Origin of the sequence: Brevundimonas sp. C43 (assembly GCF_030732185.1) — a bacterium.
Lineage (GTDB): Bacteria > Pseudomonadota > Alphaproteobacteria > Caulobacterales > Caulobacteraceae > Brevundimonas > Brevundimonas diminuta_C.
The window spans coordinates 1,639,637-1,658,241 of record NZ_CP132231.1 but is presented as its reverse complement, the minus strand read 5'-3'; the positions used below and the strand labels follow the sequence as shown (position 1 = coordinate 1,658,241).

Sequence of the window (18,605 nt, the reverse complement as noted above, 5' to 3'; positions counted from 1 at the left end):
TACGGATTTCACCGTAGGGCCAAGGGCTTAAGCTTCGGCTAAGCTTCGGGCCGATCCTGGGTTGTCACCGCATATCGCGCGACGACGCCGTCCGGCTGGAAGTCGTGCTCGGCCAGCCGGTCGAGGGACATCAGGACGCGGGTCGTGAAGGCGTCCGGGTCGCCATCCTCGATGGCCGGTCGCAGCCAGTCGGTGACGACGGCGCGGGCCGGATAGGCGCCGATGGGGCCGGGAATGCTGAACGCGACCTCGATCCCTTCCGCGACCCAGCCGGCGACGGTCACGAAAAAGTCGGGCGAGGCCAGGAAGCCGGAGCGGCGCAGGACATACAGGGTGATGACCCCGTCCTCGACGCCGTCGGGGCGGACGATGACGCCGCTGCGATCGGGTCGCCAGTCGTCGGACAGCTCGACCACGCGCCACAGGCAGAACCAGATGCGGCAGGTGTTCGGCCGGATCGCGTGAACCGAACAGCCGGCGCCGTCGATGCAATAGGCGCACAGCTCGCCCGTCGGCTTGGCCAATTCCGGCAGGTTCAGCGGAATGACCCGGCAGCATTCGACGCAACCGCCGCAGGTCCGGCCGGGGAGAAGGGGCAGACTCACCCGGCCGAACGCTCCAGCCGGGCGATGCGGCGATCCATGTCGGCGACGACCGCTTCCAGGCGGGCCTTTTCGGAGGCCATGTCGATCGGCGTGCCGTCCTCGTAGGAAATCGTCGCGCCCTTGGCGATCAGGTCCAGCCGATAGATGGCCGTGACGCGCTGGGCCTTGAAACGTTCGAGTGCGGCTGCGGCGGCTGCGGCGGCTGGGTCGGGCGTCTGGCTCATGCGTGTCGCTGTAGCGCATGGGGCCTTCCTGTGGAAACACGCGTTTGGCGCTGAACCGCAGATAGAATCCCTGTATCCGTCGACGGATGATCGGGCGGTTTCCCATCCTGTACATCGCCGAGGCGGACGCCGAGGACGCCGTGCTGTCCTCAGGCGTGCTGGCGCATCTGGTCGAGAGCCTGCCGCACGCAACCTTCACCATCGTCGGATCGGCCGCCAGCGCGCCGCTGTTCGCCGATACGCCGCGCCTGACGAAGTTGATCGTGCTGGAGCGCGAGGGCCATTTCGAATGGATCGCCCTGTGGAACCAGGTGCGGGCGACAAAATGGGGGCTGGTCGTGGACATGCGCGGCTCGGACCTGTCGGGCAAGCTTAGGCGGCACAAGCGCGCGGTGCGGGGCAAGGATCAGCCGGGCCTGCATGCGGTCGAGGCGGCGGCGGCGGTGCTGAAGCTGGAGCCCGAGGAGATCCCGGCGCCGAAACTCTATGTCTCGGACGAGACGCGGGCCCAGGTCGAGGCGCTGATCCCGGCGACAGGCGGTGACGGGCCGATCCTGGCGGTCGGGCCGGGCGTGGAATGGATGGGCAAGCGATGGCCCGCCGAACGTTACGCCAAGGTCGCGGCCAAGCTGCTGGCCGACGACGGGCCGCTGGCGGGCGGGCGGCTGATGATCGTGGGCGAAGAGATCGACCGCGAGGCGGCGCACACGACCCGCTACGCCGTGCCGCGCGCGCGGGTGATCGAGCTTCAGGGCAAGCTGACGCGGCTGCAGACGGTCGCAGCCTTGTCGAAGTCGGTGCTGTACATCGGGGCGGACTCGATCTGGACCCAGCTGGCCGTGGCCTCGGGCGCGCCGGTGGTGGCCGTGTTTGGACCGTCGGACGAGACCGTGCGCGGACCCTGGAAGGGCGAGGCCGTGCGCGGGCCGCGAACATATGAAGAGTTCAGGAAACTGGATCCGCGCCTGAACCAGGCGATCCAGCACATGATGGACCTGCCGTGGGAGCGGGTGCTGAAGGCGGCGCAGCGGATGTTGAAGGTGCAGGGTTAGCGCGCCCAAAGCGCTGGGTCCCCGCTTTCGCGGGGATGAGCGGAGATATAGTAAGAGCGCATCGCTCATCCCCCAGGAACCGCCCCATGACCCAGACCTATGACCTGATCGTCCGTGGCGGCGAGGTGGCGAACCATGCGGGGCGGGGCATGGCGGATGTCGGGGTGATCGACGGCAAGATCGCCTTTATCGGCGACCTGAGCCAGGCCTCGGCGGGCGAGGTTTTCGACGCGACGGGACTGACCGTCCTGCCCGGCGTGATCGACACCCAGGTCCATTTCCGCGAGCCGGGGCTGGAGTGGAAGGAAGATCTGGAGACGGGCAGCCGCGCGGCGGCCCTGGGCGGCGTCGTTGCCGTGTTCGAGATGCCGAACACCAATCCCAACACCACCGACCCCGACACCATGGCCGACAAGCTGGCGCGGGCGAAGGATCGGATGTGGACGGACCACGCCTTCTACGTCGGCGGCACGCACGAGAACGCGGACTATCTGGGCGAGCTGGAGCGGTTGCCGGGCTGCTGCGGGGTCAAGGTCTTCATGGGCGCCTCGACCGGGGACCTGCTGATCGCCGACGACGAGGGGGTGCGCAAGGTGCTGTCCAATGTGCGCCGACGCGCCACCTTCCACTCCGAGGACGAATACCGACTTATCGAGCGGCGCGGTCTGGCCCGCACCGGCGACTGGACCAGCCACCCCGAGGTGCGCGACGCCGAGAGCGCCATCCGCTCGACCCGGCGGCTGGTCGGCTTGGCCAAGGAGACGGGCGCGCGCATCCATGTGCTGCACGTCACGACCCGGGAAGAGATGGAATATCTGCGCTTCCACAAGGATGTCGCCACCGTCGAGATCACGCCCCAGCACCTGACCCTGGTCGGACCGGAAGCCTATGAGCGGCTGGGCAGCTATGCCCAGATGAACCCGCCGATCCGGTCGCAGGAGCATGTGGATGCGCTATGGCTGTGGGGGATACAGCAGGGCGTGGCCGACGTGCTGGGGTCCGACCACGCGCCGCACACCAAGGAAGAAAAGGCCAAACCCTATCCGGCCTCGCCGTCTGGAATGCCGGGGGTGCAGACGCTTGTGCCGCTGATGCTGACGCACGTCGCCAATGGGCGGCTGTCGCTGGAGCGCTTCATCGACCTGACCTCTGCAGGGGCGCAGCGGGTGTTCGGCACGGCGAACAAGGGGCGGATGGCCGTCAGCTATGACGCCGACCTGACCATCGTCGATCTGAAGGCCAAGCGGACGATCACTCACGATCAGCAGGCGACGCGCTGCGGCTGGACCCCGTTTGACGGGATGGAGGCGACCGGCTGGCCGATGGCGACCATCGTGCGCGGTCGGGTGGTGATGCAGGACGGCGAACTGATCGGATCGGCGCACGGGCGGCCGGTGCGGTTCATGGAGACGCTGTGAGGGAGAGGCTCGGCCTGATCGGCTTCGGCGCCTTCGGGCGGCTGACGGCGCGGCATCTGTCGGCCGGGTTCGAGATCCTGGCGCATGATCCGGCGGCGAGCGATGACGAAGGCCTCGCGACCCTGACCGATCTGGCGACCTCCGCCGCCTGTCCCACGGTGGTGCTGGCCGTGCCGGTCGAGGCGCTGGAGGCGACACTGGTCGCCATCGGCCCGCACCTGAGGCCCGACGCCCTGATCATCGACGTGGGCTCGGTCAAGGTGAAGCCGGCGCAGGCGATGAACGCCCTGCTGCCGCCCGGCGTGCGGATCGTGGGCACCCACCCCCTGTTCGGACCGCAGAGCGGCAAGGACGGGATCGCGGGTCTGCGGATCACCGTGTGCGAGGTAAGGGGGGCGAAAGACGCCCGGCGCGTCGCCGCCTTCTGCCGCCGCGCGCTGCGCCTGAAGGTATTTCAGGTCAGTCCTGAGGATCACGACCGCGAGGCCGCCACGGTGCAGGGCCTGACCCATTTGATCGCCCGCGTCCTGATGGCCATGGAGCCCCTGCCCACGCGCATGACCACCGCCAGTTTCGACCGGCTGATGCAGGCCGTCGACATGGTCCGCCATGACAGCCCCGCCGTCTTCCGCGCCATCGAACGCGACAATCCGTTCGCGGCCGAGGTTCGGGAGCGGTTCTTCGCCCTGGCGGATGAGGCGCGGGCTGACTCAGAGCACCATCCTCGGCCGTCCGATCAATCACAGAACTAAAGCTGGTAGCGTTCGCCGTTCTCTGTTTGGAAGAATGGGATGATCGACATGAGGTGTCGAACATAGACATATGGCGTCCGGAGGATGTCGATGTCTTTAATCTTAGCGCTCATGTTGCAGGCCTCCGTGGCGGCCTCGTCGACTGCGAACTGCACAGGGGCGAGACAAGGTGAGGTGTGTACCGAAGAAGGGCGCGCCGCACTGAGGGCCGCATTGGACGTGAAGCCGCTGCAGGCTGAGACAGCCGACGGCGTCGAGGTCTATCGCGCCTTCTACCTCGAGGGCGGGGGAGGCTTACCCGCCGTCGCCTTTGTCAGACGTCCCGGTCACAGCCCGTCGGTGGAAGTGTCGTCTGGAGCCAACCGCAAGATGACCGCCGATGTACCGCAGGAGGTTTGGCGGCAAATCCAGCAGGCTGGCGACGAGTTGCTCATTCCCGTAGAGGTCAGAACGCCTGCGCCCATCAATGTTTGTATGGATGGTGGAGCCATCTTCGCCGAGATCGGGCTGCCCTCTCCTGACAATCGATCGCGGGCGAGGATCAAGCAACTGTCTTCAAGTAGTTGCGAGAGCAATGCGATCGTTTCCTTCGCACGTCTTGCGGCCAAGCTTGCTGAGCCGCTGTTTCCAGCGTGCGCTGCGATTTCAGGAGATGCCGCGCCCGACGGCGTTTTCCGACTATCGAATTGCTTTCGATTTAGCGGCGACGAGATGGCGGCGGCTGAGGTCTTCAGTCGCGCGAGGCAGGATTTGCGAATCCTGAAAGATGACTCGATCACCCGCAAACGACTGGAGTGGCGGCGGGTAACAGGGGTCGATCCTTGGACCCGACTTCAGTGGGCAGGGCGCGACATTCCAAGAAATCGCGTCGGCCATGATGAAGGCGGTGCAACCGACTTCTTGATCGCCCGGGAAGGCGAATGTCCTGGATTGAGTTTTGAGCCTGGCAAGCTTCATGGGGTGTCATCGACAGTCGTCGAAGTCGATGGCTTTGCATCATGCCGACCTGCTGATCGCCAGGGGCAGAGTGTTTACGCCACCTATCGTCAGGGCTGGCGACGCGCGCCTCACAGCGACTGGCGTGTGATGGAATGGGTGGTCGGACCGTTCGCTCCTGTCACATGACGGTCGGCCAGATCATGGCGTTGAAGGCTTAGATCTAATGAGTGCTTTCTGTTTCCCGAATGAACGTCGCCACATCCTGCGCCAGGCCTGGCGCCAGCGGTAAGGCCGGATCGGCGTAGGTCGCCAGATTGGCGGCGCGGTCGGCGGGGGCGGTCTTCAGGAGGTGGTTGACGCCGTCCCAGACTTTGAGCGTGGCCTTGGGGTCGGCGGCGGCCAAGCCTTGCGCGTCCGTGACGCCGATCTGGAGGTCGGTGGTTCCCTGGCCGATGAAGACCGGGCCGTCGTAGGCGGCGAGCAGGGCGGCGGGGTCCAGCGGCAGCCACGAGATTAGATAGGGCTGGACCGACGGGCGGAACAGGGCCGCCAGCGCGGGCGGCGTATCGGCGACGGTGCGGCCGGCTTCGAGTTCGGTCAGGACGGCGAAGGCCTGGGTCTTCAGGGGTTCGGGCAGGCCGGCCTGGAGCTGTTCGCGGATCACCACGCCCGCCGGGCGACCGGCGCCGGACAACAGGATCAGGCCGCAGATCTTATCGTCCTCGCCCTCGACCGCCTTCAGCGCGACCAGGGCGCCTTCGCTGTGGCCGATCAGCCAGGCGCAGGGCTGTCCCGTGCGCGAGGCGCCCTCGGCGGCCCAGGCGCGGGCGTCGGCGGCGTAGTCGTCGAAGCGCAGCTTGGTTTCGTCGAGCCCGGCAGGGGCGCTGGCCGCGATGCCGCGCTTGTCGATGCGCACGGTGGCGACGCCCTGTTCCGCCAGGCCCTCGGCCAGCAGGCGATAGGTTCCCGCCGCGACGCCCATCGCGCTGTTCCCGTCCCGATCGGTCGGGCCGGAGCCGGGCAGGATGACGGCGACGGCCGTAGGCGCCTCTGGCGTCAGCAGCGTGCCATGCAAGGGCGCCGGCTGGGCGGGCAGGGCGATGTCGGTCGAGGCCGGGCCCGCGAGCAGGCTGGCGGCGAGAAGGGCGTGGGTCAGCGTCAGCATGGCAGTCTCCTTCAGAAGGGTTGGCGGTCGGGATCGGCGCGCCACACGCGCCAGCTTTCGAAGATCGAAAGGCCTGCGACCACGATGACGGCGGCAATCAGGGCCGTGACGCCATAGGGCGGGGACGCAAGCGGCGCGGCGATCAGGCCGGCCAGACCGACCAGGCAGAACAGTCGGCCCGCCAGACGGTTCGAGCGGTCCCAGGCCAAGCGGCTCTTGTAACTCCAGGGGGTGCGCAAGCCGATCAGGGGATTGGGCGCGACACGGCCGAGGAAGGCGCCGGTGACCAGCAGGATCAGCGACAGGGCGCCGGTCATGACGGCGGGGCCGCTATCGACGGTCGAGTGCCCCAGGCTGGCCCAGGCGATGACCAGACCGATGGCGGCGACGATGAACACGGTCAGCCCCTGACCGATCCGCATCGAGCGACGACGTGAGGCGTCGCCTTGATCCTCGGCGCGCAGGGCGGCCAGACCCAGGCCGGCGGCGGCGATGAAGCCGATCACCGCCATGCCGCCCGTGAAGGTCGCGAACTCCACCCGGTCACCCCAGCGATCGACCTGCCAGTCCGCATTCCAGTGCATCGGCATGGGCGTCGTCGGACCATTGACGCCGATGTAGAGGGCGAAGGCCGCCTGCACGCCGAAGACGGCGAAGGTCAGATAGTCCAGCAGGGACAGGCGATCCTTCATCGGCGTGTTTCCTTTGAGGGCTGGGGCAGGGTCTCGGTCGCTTCGCCGGTTCCGACGATGTCCATCAGAAAGGCCATCGCCTCCTCGACCGCCGAGATTTCCAATCGGTAGCGGATGGTCTGGCCCTCGCGCTCCGGGCTGACCAGGCCGGCCTCCTTCAGGGCGTTGAGGTGGCCGGTGATGGTGGGCCAGCTCATGTCGAAGGCGGCGGCGATGTCGCCGGAGGCCAGCGGACCGGCGCGCAGCATGGCGATGATGCGACGACGCACCGGATGCGACAGGGCCTTGAACAGGGTGTTCATAGCGACCTTCCTAATTAGGAAAGTGACTAAATGCAATATGTCGCGGGTGCGGCGGATTGCATTGCACCGAGCGATCGGGCTAGGGACGCTCAACTTGATTTTGAGAATGCGTATCAAAATGCCCTGCCTTCGTCGTGCCTCCGTTCTTTTGACCGCCAGCGCCCTGACGCTGACGCTCGCCTCGCCGGCCCTGGCGCAGCAGGCGACCGCCCCGGCGGAGCTGGGCGAGATCGTGGTGACGGGATCGCAGGTGCGGCTGACGGCGCCGGCGGCGGGCGGTCAGGTGGCGCGCGGTGGACGCATTGGTCTGCTGGGCAATCTGGGCGTGATGGACACGCCGTTCTCGACCGCCAACTACACCGAAAAACTGGTGCGTGATCAGCAGGCGCGCGGCATCGGCGACGTGCTGCAGAACGATCCGACGGTGCGTGTGTCCAAGGGGTTCGGCAACTTCCAGGAGCTGTATGTCGTTCGCGGCTTCCCGGTCTATTCGGACGACATGAGCTACAACGGGCTCTATGGCGTCTTGCCGCGCCAGTTCGTGGCGGCCGAACTGGTCGAGCGGGTCGAGGTGTTTCGCGGAGCCTCCACCTTCCTGAACGGCGCCGCGCCGGGCGGGACCGGGGTCGGCGGCGCCTTCAACCTGACGCCGAAGCGGGCGGGCGACGCCCCCCTGACGCGCCTGACCGGAGGCGTATCGGGCCGTGACGAGATCTACGCCGCCGCCGACCTGGCTCGCCGTTTCGGCGACGAAGGCGAATGGGGCGCGCGCCTGAATATCGCCAGCCGTGCGGGCGAAAGCGCCGTCGAGGACGAGACCGGCCAACTGCGGGTCGTGGGCCTTGGACTGGACCGCCGAGGCGATCGCGCCCGGTTTTCAGCCGATCTGGGCTGGCAGGATCACCGGATCGACGCGCCCCGCCCCAGCGTGACGCCGGGAACCGCCATCCCGGACGCGCCCTCGGCCGACAGGAACTTCGCCCAGCGCTGGACCTACACCGACGAGGAGCAGCTGTTCGGCGCCGTGCGCGGCGAGCTCGACCTGACCGACAGCATCAGCGCCTGGGCCGCTTTCGGCGGGCGTCAGGGCGAGGAAGACAACAGCCTGGCCAATCCGCGCGCCGACGCGGCGGGCGCGATCCGCGGCTATCGCTTCGACAATATTCGCGAGGACACGGTGTGGTCGGGCGACATCGGCGTGCGCGCCGACCTGACGACCGGCCCGATTGAGCATCGCCTGGTCGCTTCGGCCTCGCAGATCCAGTCCAAGTCCAAGAACGCCTGGGCGGCGTCGAGCTTCGCCGGCTATGCGATGGGGACGCTGACCAATCCGCTGTTGTCGCCGGCGCCGGCCATCGCCAGCGTCTCGGGCGATCTGGATGATCCAAACGTTACCGAGCGGGTCAAGAACACCAGTTTCGCCGTCGCCGATGTCTTATCCTTCCTGGACGGACGGCTGCTGGCGACCGTCGGCGTCCGCTATCAGGAGATCGAGACCCGATCCTACGCCTATGCCGACGGCGCCTTCACGTCGGGCTATTCCAGCGACGCGACGACGCCGGCCTTCGCCGTGGTCTACAAGCCCAGCGACGCGCTCTCGCTGTACGCCAACTATGCCGAAGCCCTGGTTCCGGGCACGACCGCGCCGGCGGTGGTCAATGGCGTGACGGTGGCGAACGGCGGCGACGTGCTGTCGCCGTTCCGCGCCGAGCAGGCCGAGATCGGCGCCAAATACGACGCCGGTTCATATGGCGGCACGCTGAGCGTCTTCCGCACGACCCTGCCCAGCGCCTTCTTCGATCCGAATACCGCCATCTATTCGGACGGCGGCGAGCAGGAGAACAAGGGTGTCGAGCTGACCGTCTATGGCGAACCGGTCGCAGGCTTGCGTCTGATCGGCGGCGCGACATGGCTGGACGCCGAGATCAATCGTTCGCTGACCGCCGCCAATGCGGGCAAGTCGGCGATCGGGGTGCCGGACTTTCAGGCCAATCTGAATGTCGAATGGGACGTGCCGATGGTCAGCGGCCTGACGGTCGAGGGCCGGGCGGTCCATACCGGCGCCCAGCCGGCCAATGCGACCAATACGCTGGAGCTGGAAAGCTGGACCCGGTTCGACGCCGGCGTGCGCTACGCCTTCGTGGCGGGCGACAAGCCGGTGACGCTGCGGGCGCGGGTCGAGAATGTCGCGGACGAGGATCAGTGGGTCGCCGTCGGCGGCTATCCGGGATCGAACTATCTGACGCTGGGCGCGCCGCGGACCTTGCGTCTGTCGGTCTCGACCGAGTTCTGATCCGCGCCGGCGGATGCACGCCCGGACGATCCGCGCCTGGACCTGGACGCACAAGTGGTCGAGCCTGATCTCGACCCTGTTCCTGCTGATGCTGTGCGTCACGGGACTGCCGCTGGTGTTCACCCACGAGCTGAACGAGGCGCTGCTGCATGAGCCGTGGGCGCCGAAGAACCCGGACGGGCGACTGCTGACGCTGGACGAGGTGCTGGCCGCTGGTCTGGCCAAACATCCGGGCGAGGTTCCGGCCTTCATGAGCTTCGACGAGGACCGGCCTGTGGTGAACGTCACCAGCCGCGCCCCCGACGCCCCGGCCGGCAAATACAGTTTCGTGCCCATCGATCAGACCAGCGGCGAGGCCGCGCCGTTGGTCGCCGGTCATCCGGTGATGGAGTTCCTGCTTCAGTTGCACACCGACATGTTCCTGGGTCTGCCGGGAATGCTGTTTCTGGGCGCGATGGGGCTGTTGCTGGTCGTCGCCGTGGTGTCGGGCGTGGTGCTGTATGCGCCCTTCATGCGTCGGCTGCCGTTCGGGACCGTGCGGGTCAAGAAGGCCGCGCGGACGCGGTGGCTGGACTATCACAATCTGCTGGGCGTGGTGACGGCGGCCTGGGTGCTGGTGGTGGGGCTGACGGGGGTGGTCAACACCTTGGCCACGCCCATCCTGGCCTATTGGAAAGAGACGGCGCTGAAGGAGTTGACGGTCGCCTATGATGCGCCGGCGCCCGCCCAAGGCCGGGCCTCGCTGGACGCGGCGGTGGAGCGGGCCAAGGCGGCGTTGCCGGGCATGAAGCTGCAGTTCGTGGCGTTTCCGGGGACCGACTATTCGACCGACCACCACTATGCCGTCTTCTTCCACGGCGACACGCCGCTGACGACGCATATGACGACGCCGGCCCTGATCGACGCGCGGACGGGGGAACTGGCGGCGGTGGCGCCGGCGCCCTGGTATGTGAAGACCCTGTCGTTGTCGCAGCCGCTGCATTTCGGCGACTATGGCGGGCTGGCGCTGAAAATCCTGTGGGCGCTCCTGGACATCGCCACCATCGTGATTTTGGGGTCCGGCCTTTACTTGTGGCTGGGCAAGGGGAGGCGGAAGGCGTGAGCCGTCGCCGTCACAACCCGAGGGATCTGACCCTGTGGGCCATCTTCCGCGCGCCCGTCGTTCTGTTTACGCTCAGCCTGATCGGGCTGGTGGGCGCGCTGCTGCAGGATGGGGTGTGGGACTGGGCCTTTGCGGCCTTGCTGGCCACGCCGATCCTGGCGACCGGCTGGGCCGTCGTCAGATCGAGAAGCTGACGCCGCAGCCGCAGCTGGAGGCGGCGTTCGGGTTCCTGACCACGAACTGGGCGCCGGCCAGTTCATCGACATAGGCGATCTCGGAGTTCTTCAGGAAGGGAACCGAGACGGGGTCGATGAGGGCGGTCTGGCCGTCGGCCTGGATGCGCAGATCGTCGTCCTCGGCCGTCTCGACCAGTTCGAACCGATACTGGAACCCTGAGCAGCCGCCGCCGTCCACCGCGACCCGCAGCAGCAGGGTCTTGCCCTCGGCCGCGCCCAGCTTGGCCAGTCGCTTGGCGGCGCTGGCGGCCAGGACGATGCCTTCCGGCGCGCGCGTGGCGACGGTGAAGGCGGGTGTGGACGGTTCTGTGGATTGGACGGTGCTCACGGCTGTCTATATGAGGCGGGCAGGGCCGTTCGCAAAGGGCCGCCGCTTTAAAGTTGATGACTTGAGCCACACAGACCTCGCCTCCTACGCCGAGCGCGCCGACCTGACCCAGGGCCGCCGCGTTTTCGAGCCCGCCAGCCGCACGCGCACCGCCTTTGCGCGGGACCGTGACCGCATCATCCATGCGACGGCGTTCCGGCGGTTGAAGGAAAAGACCCAGGTCTTCGTGGCGCATGAGGGCGATCACTATCGCACCCGCCTGACCCATTCGCTGGAGGTGGCGCAGATCGCGCGGTCGCTGGCCCATGCGCTGAGGCTGGACGACGATCTGGCGGAAACCATCGCCCTGGCCCACGACCTGGGCCATCCGCCCTTCGCCCACGCCGGCGAGGACGAGCTGGTGGTGCAGATGCGCGATCACGGCGGGTTCGATCACAACGTCCAGAGCTTCCGCGTCTTGACCGAGCTGGAGAACCGCTATCCGCAGTTCGACGGGCTGAACCTGAGCTGGGAGACGGTCGAGGGCGTCATCAAGCACAACGGCCCGGTGTCGCACCGGCTGGACGAGCCGGCCTGGTCGGTGGTGCGCCCCTATGCGGCCGGCGGCGAGGCGGGGTGGGACCTGCGGCTGGGGACGTTCGCCTCGCTGGAGGCCCAGTGTGCGGCCATCGCCGACGACATCGCCTATAACAATCATGACGTGGACGACGGGGTGCAGGCGGGTCTGATCACCTTGCGCGATCTGGATCAGGTGCCGCTGATCGGCCCGATGTTGGCCGAGGTGCGCCGCGAATATCCCGACATCGACGACCGGATGCTGCGTATCGAGGCGGTGCGGCGGATGATCGGCGTCATGGTCGAGGACGTGCTGGCCGAGACGGCGCGGCGGCTGGAGGAAGACCGGGTCGTCACGACCGAGGACGTGCGGATGGCCAGGCGCACGATGGTGGATTTTTCGCACGCCATGCACGTCGATCTGGCGGTGCTGAGGAAGTTCCTGTTCGAGCGGATGTATCGCCACTACCGCGTCAACCGAACCCGCAGTCAGGCGCGGCGCGTGCTGTCGCAGCTGTTCGAACTGTTCATGGCCGAGCCTGAGGTCATGCCGCCGGAGTGGGGCGAGCCGGCCATGACCCCGGACAAGACGCAGCGGGCGCGGGCCGTGTGCGACTATATCGCCGGCATGACCGACCGTTACGCCATAGAAGTGCACCAGAAGCTGTTCAGCCTCGACCTCGCCCTCGATCTGTGATTCGAAAGATGCACGCGGGGGCGTAGAGTGATCGTTCGGCGCGCCGATTCGCGCCGACAGACGGCGGAGCGCGACCATGTCCTTTGAAGACGACAACAAACCCGGCCGGGGCGCCTATACGCCGCCGACCGACGACGACCTGCCGTTCCGCCGCAACAGCTATGACCCGCGCAGCGGCCGCAATGTCGGCTCGGGCGGGGGCAAGGCGCCGCCGGTGACATTGATCATCAGCGCGGTGGTCCTGCTGCTGCTGATCGTGGCGGTGATCTTCTTCTATCGTTCGGGCATGCGCGCTTCGACCGACGCGCCGCCGGCCGTGGGTCAGCCCGTCGGCGAGATGAAGACCGCCGCGCCCATCGACGCCCAGCCGATCGACCCGGCCGAGGGCGTGCGCGTCTATCGCGACGAGACCGAGACCACCGATGCGCCCGTGACCTTCACCCCGCCGCCCGAGGCGCCTCAGCCGCGTCCGGCCGCGCCGCCGACCGCCGCACCGACCGGACAGGGCCTGCCGCCCGCCAATACGGCGACGCCGGCCGCGCCTGCGCCGCGTCCGACGACTCCGGCGCCCGCGCCCGTCGCTGCGCCGGCGACCAAGGCTCCGGCCGCGACCGGCGGATCGGCCTCGGTGCAGATCGGCGCCTTCTCCTCGACCGAGATCGCGGACCGTGAATACGCCACCGTCGCCGGCCGCTTCGGCGCGTTCGCCTCGGGCGCTGAAAAGCGGGTGACCGAAGTGACCTCGTCCAGCGGATCGACCCTGTACCGGACGGCCTTCTCGGGCCTGTCGCGCGAACGGGCGGTGGCCTTCTGCAACGCGCTGAAGGCGGCGGGCCGGGACTGCATCGTCCGGTGACGTCCGCCGCCATCTATGGCTGCCTGGGACATCGGTTGACGGAGGCTGAAAAGGCCTTCTTCGCCGAGGTCCGACCCTGGGGCTTCATCCTGTTCCGGCGCAATATCGACACGCCGGAACAGGTGCGGGCCCTGACCGACGAGCTGCGGGCGTCCATCGGCGATCCGGACGCGCCGATCCTGATCGACCAGGAAGGCGGTCGGGTCCAGCGGATGGGGCCGCCCCACTGGCCCAAATATCCGCCGGGTAACGCCTATCTGAAGGCGACGAACGAGTTGGCGCAGGCGCGTGAGCTGACGCGGCTGGGCGCACGTCTGATGGCGCACGATCTGCGCGAGGTCGGGGTGACCGTCGATCTGCTGCCTGTGCTGGACGTACCGGTTCCCGGCGCCCACGACATTATCGGCGACCGCGCCTATGGCGTCGATCCCGAGACTGTCGCCGTGCTTGGCCGGGCGGCGGCGGAGGGACTGCTGGCGGGCGGGGTTCTGCCCTGCATCAAGCACATGCCGGGCCATGGCCGGGCCTTTGCGGACACGCACAAGGATCTGCCGACGGTTCATGCCGATCTGGACACGCTGGACGCCTGGGACTTTGCGCCGTTCAAGGCCCTGTCGGACATGCCGATCGGCATGACGGCGCACATCGTCTTCACCGCGATCGATCGCAAACATCCGGCGACGCAGTCGAAGAAGGCCATTCGCCTGATCCGCGAGCGGTTGGGATTCGGCGGTCTGCTGCTGTCCGACGATCTGGTGATGAACGCCCTGTCGGGCTCGCTGACCCAGCGCGCACACAAGGCGCTGAAGGCGGGGTGCGATCTCGTCGTCCACTGGAACGGCGACATGGACGAAATGCGCCAGGTCGCCGAGGGCGTCGGACCGCTGAAGGGCGGGGCGCGCCGCCGGGCGGACGCCGCGCTGGCCCGGATCGTGCGGACGCCCGAGCCGCTGGATCCCGTCGCCGGGCACGACCGCTTCTTCAAGGCCATGGGCGGCCGCATGGACGTCGCCAAGGGACCGGACGTGGGTGAGGCGCAGGCCTAAAGACCTATGACGGAGTCGTTCCAGCCAAACCTGGATTTCAACGCCGAGGAGGTCGAGGCGCGCGAGGCCTTCGTCGTCGATCTGGAAGGCTATGAGGGACCGCTGCATGTCCTGCTGGCCATGGCGCGAAACCAGAAGGTCGATCTGCTGAAGCTGTCGATCACCCAGCTGGCGGAACAGTATCTGGCCTTCGTGCATGAGGCGCGGCGGCGCAACTTCGCCCTGGCGGCGGACTATCTGGTGATGGCGTCTTGGCTAGCCTATCTGAAGTCGCGCCTGCTGCTGCCGCGCACCGACAAGGGCAAGGCCGAAGAACCGCCGGCCGAAGAGATGGCCGCCGCCCTGGCCTTCAGGCTGCAGAAGCTGGAGGCGATGCGCAAGGCCGTCGAACAGCTGATGGCTCGGCCCCAGCTGAAGCGCGACGTCTTCACGCGAGGCGATCCCGAAGCGACGGTGATCGTGCCTTCGGATCGTATCGACGCCAGCCTGTACGAACTGATGAGCGCCTATGTGGTGCAGCGCCGGCGCGAGGAGGCCCGGCGCTACGCCCCCGGCCAGCGGGTCGAGGCCTTTCCATTGGAAGCCGCGCGCGACTGGCTGCGCGAGATCATGCCCAAGCTGGCCGACTGGACGCCGCTGGAACAGGTGGCGCCCCATCGTGAGGACGAAGAGGGGCCCAGTCAGGCCAGCTTTACGGCCTCGACCCTGTCGGCCAGTCTGGAGCTGGTGAAGGAGGGGGCGATGGACATCCGGCAGAGCGAGGCGTTTGCGGACCTGTATCTGAAGCGGCGCGGACCGGGCCAGCCCCTGGAGCTGACGCCGTGAGCGACCTGTCGTTCCAGCCCGACGAAGCCGAGATTGAACGGCGGGTCGAGGCCCTGCTGTTCGCCGCCGCCGGGCCGCTGACGGCGGCCGAGATCGCCGCGCGCCTGCCCGAGAACTGCAACGTCGCGCGCGCCATATCGGGTCTGCGCGCCCGCTATGAGGGGCGGGGGGTCGAGCTGGAGTGCGTCGCCGACCGCTGGCGCTTCCGCACGGCGCCCGACCTGGCCTTCATGATGACGCAGGAGCGCGAGGAGCCGCGCCGTCTGTCCAAGGCCGCGTTGGAGACGCTGGCGATCATCGCCTATCACCAGCCCGTCACCCGCGCCGAGATCGAGAGCGTGCGCGGCGTCAGCATCTCCAAGGGCACGCTGGACCTGCTGCTGGAGATGGGGTTCGTGCGGTTGCGCGGACGCCGGCGCACGCCGGGACGGCCCGTCACCTATGCGACCACCGATCGGTTCCTGGAGCATTTCGGCCTGGCGACCTTGTACGATCTGCCGGGCGTGCAGGAGATGAAGGCGGCGGGCCTGTTGGACCTGTCGCTTCCGGTCGGGTTCGAGGTGCCGGACCCCAGCCGCGCGTCGGAGGCCGACGACGAGGACGGCACATTGCCGCTGGACGACGAGGCGCCCGAGTTTGCGCAGGATTTCGTCGGCGAACGCAGCTGACCCAGCGTGATGTTCACGCCGTCTTAGTCTGCGCGCCGTAAGCCAGACCGTATGAGTGGCGTGACATCGATGACGGGTTGGCGGGCGTGGAGCACGTTCAGGATCGCAATGATCCTGATGCTGTCGTCCATCGTCGGCATGGCCGGGGTTCTGGCCATCGTCAGCCGCGGCATCGACGCCCACCAGGCTAGCAAGGAAGAAGGTCTGGTGCGGCTGCGTCTGACGCGCGCGCTGGAGACCATTGGCGAAAACCTGACCACCGCCTCGGTCTGGGACGAGGCCGTCGATCGGATGACGGCGGGCGATGTGGCCTGGTACGACCGCAACTTCGGCGCCTTCTACGCCGCGCAGCACAAGCATCAGTTCACCCTCGGCTATGACGGGACCGGGCGGCTGTTTCGGATCAGCACCCTGGGGCGACCGGCCGAGGCGCAGATCGGCCAGCCTTTCGGTCAGGCGGCCCGTCCGCTGATCGATGCGCTCAGGGCCCAGGCCGCCGGGCGCGACCGATCGGTCACGGCGGATGCCGGGGTGCGTCTGAAGGCGGCGTTCGTTCGCGTCGGCGACGACGTCTATGTGCTGGGAGCCTCGACCGTGGTGCGGCATACGGCGGGCGGATCGACGCCGGCGTCCGATCCGGTGGTCGCGTCGTTCAAACCGTTCGCCGGCGAGCTCGAGCCATTGAAGACGAGGCTGGCGCTGGACCGGATTCACTTCCAGCCCGGCGATTCGGAGCCGCCCAAGGGCATGGTCGGCGTCGATGTCCGCGATGTCGGCGGCGCCCTGTTGGGGCGTGTCGTCTGGGCGCCGGAAAAGCCCGGCTATCAGATCCTGACCAAGGCCGGGCCGCTGCTGCTGCTGCTGTTCATCGTGCTGCTGATCGGCACGGGGTCGCTGCTGTGGAACACGACGGCCGACGTGCGGCGCCTCAAGGCCTCCGAGGTCGCCCTGTCGGCGGCGCTGGAGCGGGCCGAGGCGGCGAACCGGGCCAAGACGCGGTTCCTGTCCAACGTCAGTCACGAACTGCGTACGCCCCTGAACGGGGTTCTGGGCATGGCCGAGATTATCGGGGCCGATCTGGTGACGCCGCAGCAGCGCGAGCGGCTGGAAATCCTGAAGGCGTCGGGACGTCAGCAACTGAGGCTGGTCGAGGAGTTGCTCGATGTCGTGCGGCTGCGCGACGGGGCGGTGGCGCTGGAGACACGGCCATTCCGGCCCGACAACCTGTTGCGGCGGGTCGCCAACGACTTCCGGGGCGCGGCCGAGGCCAAGGGGCTGAAGATTTCGGTCGAGGCGGCCGAGGGCGAATGGCTGGGCGACCCGGTCCACGTCGAAAAGCTGATGGCGGCGCTGACGGACAATGCGGTGCGGTTCACGCGCACCGGCGGCGTGATGCTGCGCGCCGTCGCGCGCCCGGGTGCGGGCGCGGGCCTGGTGCTGGAGGTCGAGGACACGGGGCCGGGTATGGAGCCGGCGGAGGCGGCGCGCCTGTTCGAGGCCTTCACCCAGGGCGATGAAAGCGCGACGCGCACCGCCGAAGGGCTGGGACTGGGATTGACGGCGGCGCACGGTCTGGCCGCTCTGATGGGCGGCAAGATCGAGATCGTCACCGCGCCCGGCGCCGGCAGCACCTTCCGCGTCGTCTTGCCTTTGGAGGCGGTCGCCTAGGCCGTCAGCAGGCGCGGCAGTTTGAAGGTGACGGTTTCGCGCGCGCCGTCGTCTTCGGTCACGGTGGCGTCGAAGCGCGCCCGGATGGCGTCGACCAGGGCCTCGATCAGCGGCTCGGGGGCCGAGGCGCCGGCAGTCACGCCGACGGTGTTCACGCCGTCGAACCAGGACCAGTCCACCTGGGACGCATCGTCCACCAGATAGGCGGCCGGAGCGCCGGCGCGCATCGCGACCTCGACCAGGCGCACGGAATTCGACGAGTTCTTGGATCCGACGACCAGCACCAGGTCGCAGCCCTCGCCCAACGCCTTGACGGCGTCCTGGCGATTGGTCGTGGCGTAGCAGATGTCTTCCTTGTGCGGATCGGGCAGTTCGGGGAAGCGGCGCTTCAGCACCTTCAGGATGCCCGCCGTGTCGTCCACCGACAGGGTGGTCTGGGTGGCGTAGGCGAGGGGCGCGTCGTCTGGGCGTTCGAACGATTCGGCGTCGGCCTCGGTCTCGACCAGGGTGATGGCGCCGGGCGGCAACTGGCCCAGGGTGCCGACGACCTCGGGGTGGCCTGCGTGGCCGATCAGGATGATGTGGCGGCCGGCCGCATGGTGACGCTCGGCCTCGACGTGCACTTTGGACACCAGGGGGCAGGTCGCGTCCAGGAAGACCAGTTCACGCGCCCGCGCCGTCGCCGGCACGGACTTGGGCACCCCGTGGGCCGAGAAGACGACCGGCCGGTCGTCAGGGCATTCGTCCAGTTCCTTGACGAAGACAGCGCCCATGGCCTTCAGCCGCTCGACCACATGTTTGTTGTGGACGATCTCGTGACGCACATAGACGGGGGCGCCGAACTTTTCGATCGCGCGCTCGACGATCTGGATCGCGCGATCGACCCCGGCGCAAAAGCCCCGCGGGGTGGCCAACCGCACCGAAAGCGGGCGAAGCGGAGCGTTGGGGACAGGAACATGCGCATTCATGGCGGCGAACCTAGTCGTTTGCGGCGCTGACCGCCATCGGAGCCGAAGGGCGGATGCGACGGATTCTGTCGCCCGCAGCAGCGGCGCATCGTCACGGCGGGCGGGTGCGAATGGAAAGTCGATATTCTACAATGCCTTAGACTATGATCACGACGCCTTGACCTGTAGGCCGCTCACGATTAGTTTCCGCGCCGAATTCAGACCCGTCCAGACG

At 67.9% G+C, this 18,605-nt stretch carries 18 protein-coding genes and 2 pseudogenes; 13 read left to right on the top strand and 7 right to left on the bottom strand.

Annotation, left to right across the window (positions count from 1 at the left end; all coding sequences use genetic code 11):
• Nucleotides 1-38 precede the first annotated feature (38 nt).
• Both Q9R14_RS08440 and Q9R14_RS08435 read right to left on the bottom strand, forming a co-directional pair.
• Nucleotides 39-605, bottom strand: coding sequence for a hypothetical protein (locus Q9R14_RS08440; RefSeq protein WP_306002044.1), 567 nt, complete (start codon nucleotides 603-605; stop codon nucleotides 39-41).
• Nucleotides 602-829 (bottom strand): hypothetical protein, encoded by a 228-nt coding sequence (locus Q9R14_RS08435; protein WP_306002043.1) that lies wholly within the window; start codon nucleotides 827-829, stop codon nucleotides 602-604. Before Q9R14_RS08435 ends, Q9R14_RS08440 begins: the two co-directional genes overlap by 4 nt.
• Nucleotides 830-915: 86 nt before the next feature.
• On the opposite strand from Q9R14_RS08435, the gene Q9R14_RS08430 reads away from it, so the two are divergent.
• From Q9R14_RS08430 to Q9R14_RS08415, 4 genes are all read left to right on the top strand, one after another.
• A complete protein-coding gene (locus Q9R14_RS08430) occupies nucleotides 916-1,881 on the top strand; it encodes a glycosyltransferase family 9 protein (RefSeq protein WP_306002042.1) in 966 nt (321 codons plus the stop codon).
• 86 nt (nucleotides 1,882-1,967) lie between these two features.
• The gene (locus Q9R14_RS08425; protein ID WP_306002041.1) at nucleotides 1,968-3,299 is read left to right on the top strand and encodes a dihydroorotase; all 1,332 of its coding nucleotides are present in this window, start codon (nucleotides 1,968-1,970) and stop codon (nucleotides 3,297-3,299) included.
• The gene (locus Q9R14_RS08420) at nucleotides 3,296-4,051 is read left to right on the top strand and encodes a prephenate dehydrogenase (RefSeq protein WP_306002040.1); all 756 of its coding nucleotides are present in this window, start codon (nucleotides 3,296-3,298) and stop codon (nucleotides 4,049-4,051) included. Before Q9R14_RS08425 ends, Q9R14_RS08420 begins: the two co-directional genes overlap by 4 nt.
• A 219-nt stretch (nucleotides 4,052-4,270) precedes the next feature.
• Entirely contained in the window at nucleotides 4,271-5,176 is a 906-nt protein-coding gene (locus Q9R14_RS08415; protein WP_306002039.1) for a hypothetical protein, read from the top strand.
• 34 nt (nucleotides 5,177-5,210) lie between these two features.
• Here the strand turns inward: Q9R14_RS08415 and Q9R14_RS08410 are convergent, their stop codons facing one another.
• Genes Q9R14_RS08410 through Q9R14_RS08400 form a run of 3 tightly spaced genes read right to left on the bottom strand, consistent with a single transcriptional unit; the run spans nucleotide 5,211 to nucleotide 7,149 of the window.
• Complete coding sequence (locus Q9R14_RS08410; protein WP_306002038.1) at nucleotides 5,211-6,155, bottom strand: alpha/beta hydrolase; 945 nt, start codon at nucleotides 6,153-6,155, stop codon at nucleotides 5,211-5,213.
• Nucleotides 6,156-6,166: 11 nt separating this feature from the next.
• Nucleotides 6,167-6,847 (bottom strand): SdpI family protein, encoded by a 681-nt coding sequence (locus Q9R14_RS08405; protein ID WP_306002037.1) that lies wholly within the window; start codon nucleotides 6,845-6,847, stop codon nucleotides 6,167-6,169.
• Complete coding sequence (locus Q9R14_RS08400; protein WP_306002036.1) at nucleotides 6,844-7,149, bottom strand: metalloregulator ArsR/SmtB family transcription factor; 306 nt, start codon at nucleotides 7,147-7,149, stop codon at nucleotides 6,844-6,846. Before Q9R14_RS08400 ends, Q9R14_RS08405 begins: the two co-directional genes overlap by 4 nt.
• Here Q9R14_RS08400 and Q9R14_RS08395 point away from each other — a divergent pair.
• The 3 genes and pseudogenes from Q9R14_RS08395 to Q9R14_RS08385 all read left to right on the top strand — a co-directional run.
• Nucleotides 7,043-9,379: pseudogene (locus tag Q9R14_RS08395) on the top strand (TonB-dependent receptor); the annotation flags it as partial. The gene Q9R14_RS08400 and the pseudogene Q9R14_RS08395 overlap by 107 nt on opposite strands.
• Nucleotides 9,352-10,544 (top strand): annotated as a pseudogene (locus Q9R14_RS08390) (PepSY-associated TM helix domain-containing protein). The pseudogenes Q9R14_RS08395 and Q9R14_RS08390, both read left to right, overlap by 28 nt.
• Complete coding sequence (locus Q9R14_RS08385; RefSeq protein WP_306002035.1) at nucleotides 10,541-10,738, top strand: hypothetical protein; 198 nt, start codon at nucleotides 10,541-10,543, stop codon at nucleotides 10,736-10,738. The pseudogene Q9R14_RS08390 and the gene Q9R14_RS08385 overlap by 4 nt, the downstream one beginning before the upstream one ends.
• Here Q9R14_RS08385 and erpA read toward each other — a convergent pair.
• Nucleotides 10,722-11,039, bottom strand: coding sequence for an iron-sulfur cluster insertion protein ErpA (gene erpA, locus Q9R14_RS08380; RefSeq protein WP_306004135.1), 318 nt, complete (start codon nucleotides 11,037-11,039; stop codon nucleotides 10,722-10,724). The two genes, Q9R14_RS08385 and erpA, sit on opposite strands and share 17 nt — an antisense overlap.
• 130 nt (nucleotides 11,040-11,169) lie before the next feature.
• On the opposite strand from erpA, the gene Q9R14_RS08375 reads away from it, so the two are divergent.
• From Q9R14_RS08375 to Q9R14_RS08350, 6 genes are all read left to right on the top strand, one after another.
• Nucleotides 11,170-12,360: a deoxyguanosinetriphosphate triphosphohydrolase gene (locus Q9R14_RS08375; RefSeq protein WP_306002034.1), complete on the top strand. Its 1,191-nt coding sequence runs from the start codon at nucleotides 11,170-11,172 to the stop codon at nucleotides 12,358-12,360.
• Between the two features lie 76 nt (nucleotides 12,361-12,436).
• A complete protein-coding gene (locus Q9R14_RS08370; protein WP_306002033.1) occupies nucleotides 12,437-13,216 on the top strand; it encodes an SPOR domain-containing protein in 780 nt (259 codons plus the stop codon).
• Nucleotides 13,213-14,262: a beta-N-acetylhexosaminidase gene (gene nagZ / locus Q9R14_RS08365; RefSeq protein WP_306002032.1), complete on the top strand. Its 1,050-nt coding sequence runs from the start codon at nucleotides 13,213-13,215 to the stop codon at nucleotides 14,260-14,262. Before Q9R14_RS08370 ends, nagZ begins: the two co-directional genes overlap by 4 nt.
• Before the next feature lie 6 nt (nucleotides 14,263-14,268).
• Nucleotides 14,269-15,087 (top strand): ScpA family protein, encoded by an 819-nt coding sequence (locus Q9R14_RS08360; RefSeq protein ID WP_306002031.1) that lies wholly within the window; start codon nucleotides 14,269-14,271, stop codon nucleotides 15,085-15,087.
• Nucleotides 15,084-15,755 carry an SMC-Scp complex subunit ScpB gene (gene scpB, locus Q9R14_RS08355; RefSeq protein WP_052247644.1) on the top strand — a complete coding sequence of 224 codons (672 nt, stop codon included), beginning with the start codon at nucleotides 15,084-15,086 and terminating at the stop codon, nucleotides 15,753-15,755. The genes Q9R14_RS08360 and scpB overlap by 4 nt, the downstream gene beginning before the upstream one ends.
• Before the next feature lie 108 nt (nucleotides 15,756-15,863).
• Nucleotides 15,864-17,423 carry an ATP-binding protein gene (locus Q9R14_RS08350; RefSeq protein ID WP_306002030.1) on the top strand — a complete coding sequence of 520 codons (1,560 nt, stop codon included), beginning with the start codon at nucleotides 15,864-15,866 and terminating at the stop codon, nucleotides 17,421-17,423.
• On the opposite strand, the gene ispH is transcribed toward Q9R14_RS08350, so the two are convergent.
• Nucleotides 17,420-18,391 carry a 4-hydroxy-3-methylbut-2-enyl diphosphate reductase gene (gene ispH / locus Q9R14_RS08345; RefSeq protein ID WP_271042792.1) on the bottom strand — a complete coding sequence of 324 codons (972 nt, stop codon included), beginning with the start codon at nucleotides 18,389-18,391 and terminating at the stop codon, nucleotides 17,420-17,422. The genes Q9R14_RS08350 and ispH overlap by 4 nt on opposite strands.
• Nucleotides 18,392-18,605 lie beyond the last annotated feature (214 nt).

What these genes read in the sequence shown, in the direction of transcription:
- Q9R14_RS08435 (WP_306002043.1), bottom strand. Translation starts at nt 829, where the DNA reads ATGAGCCAGACGCCCGACCCAGCCGCCGCAGCCGCCGCAGCCGCACTC.
- Q9R14_RS08430 (WP_306002042.1), top strand. Translation starts at nt 916, where the DNA reads ATGATCGGGCGGTTTCCCATCCTGTACATCGCCGAGGCGGACGCCGAG.
- Q9R14_RS08425 (WP_306002041.1), top strand. Translation starts at nt 1,968, where the DNA reads ATGACCCAGACCTATGACCTGATCGTCCGTGGCGGCGAGGTGGCGAAC.
- Q9R14_RS08410 (WP_306002038.1), bottom strand. Translation starts at nt 6,155, where the DNA reads ATGCTGACGCTGACCCACGCCCTTCTCGCCGCCAGCCTGCTCGCGGGC.
- Q9R14_RS08405 (WP_306002037.1), bottom strand. Translation starts at nt 6,847, where the DNA reads ATGAAGGATCGCCTGTCCCTGCTGGACTATCTGACCTTCGCCGTCTTC.
- Q9R14_RS08400 (WP_306002036.1), bottom strand. Translation starts at nt 7,149, where the DNA reads ATGAACACCCTGTTCAAGGCCCTGTCGCATCCGGTGCGTCGTCGCATC.
- Q9R14_RS08370 (WP_306002033.1), top strand. Translation starts at nt 12,437, where the DNA reads ATGTCCTTTGAAGACGACAACAAACCCGGCCGGGGCGCCTATACGCCG.
- Q9R14_RS08360 (WP_306002031.1), top strand. Translation starts at nt 14,269, where the DNA reads ATGACGGAGTCGTTCCAGCCAAACCTGGATTTCAACGCCGAGGAGGTC.
- Q9R14_RS08350 (WP_306002030.1), top strand. Translation starts at nt 15,864, where the DNA reads ATGATCCTGATGCTGTCGTCCATCGTCGGCATGGCCGGGGTTCTGGCC.
- ispH (WP_271042792.1), bottom strand. Translation starts at nt 18,391, where the DNA reads ATGAATGCGCATGTTCCTGTCCCCAACGCTCCGCTTCGCCCGCTTTCG.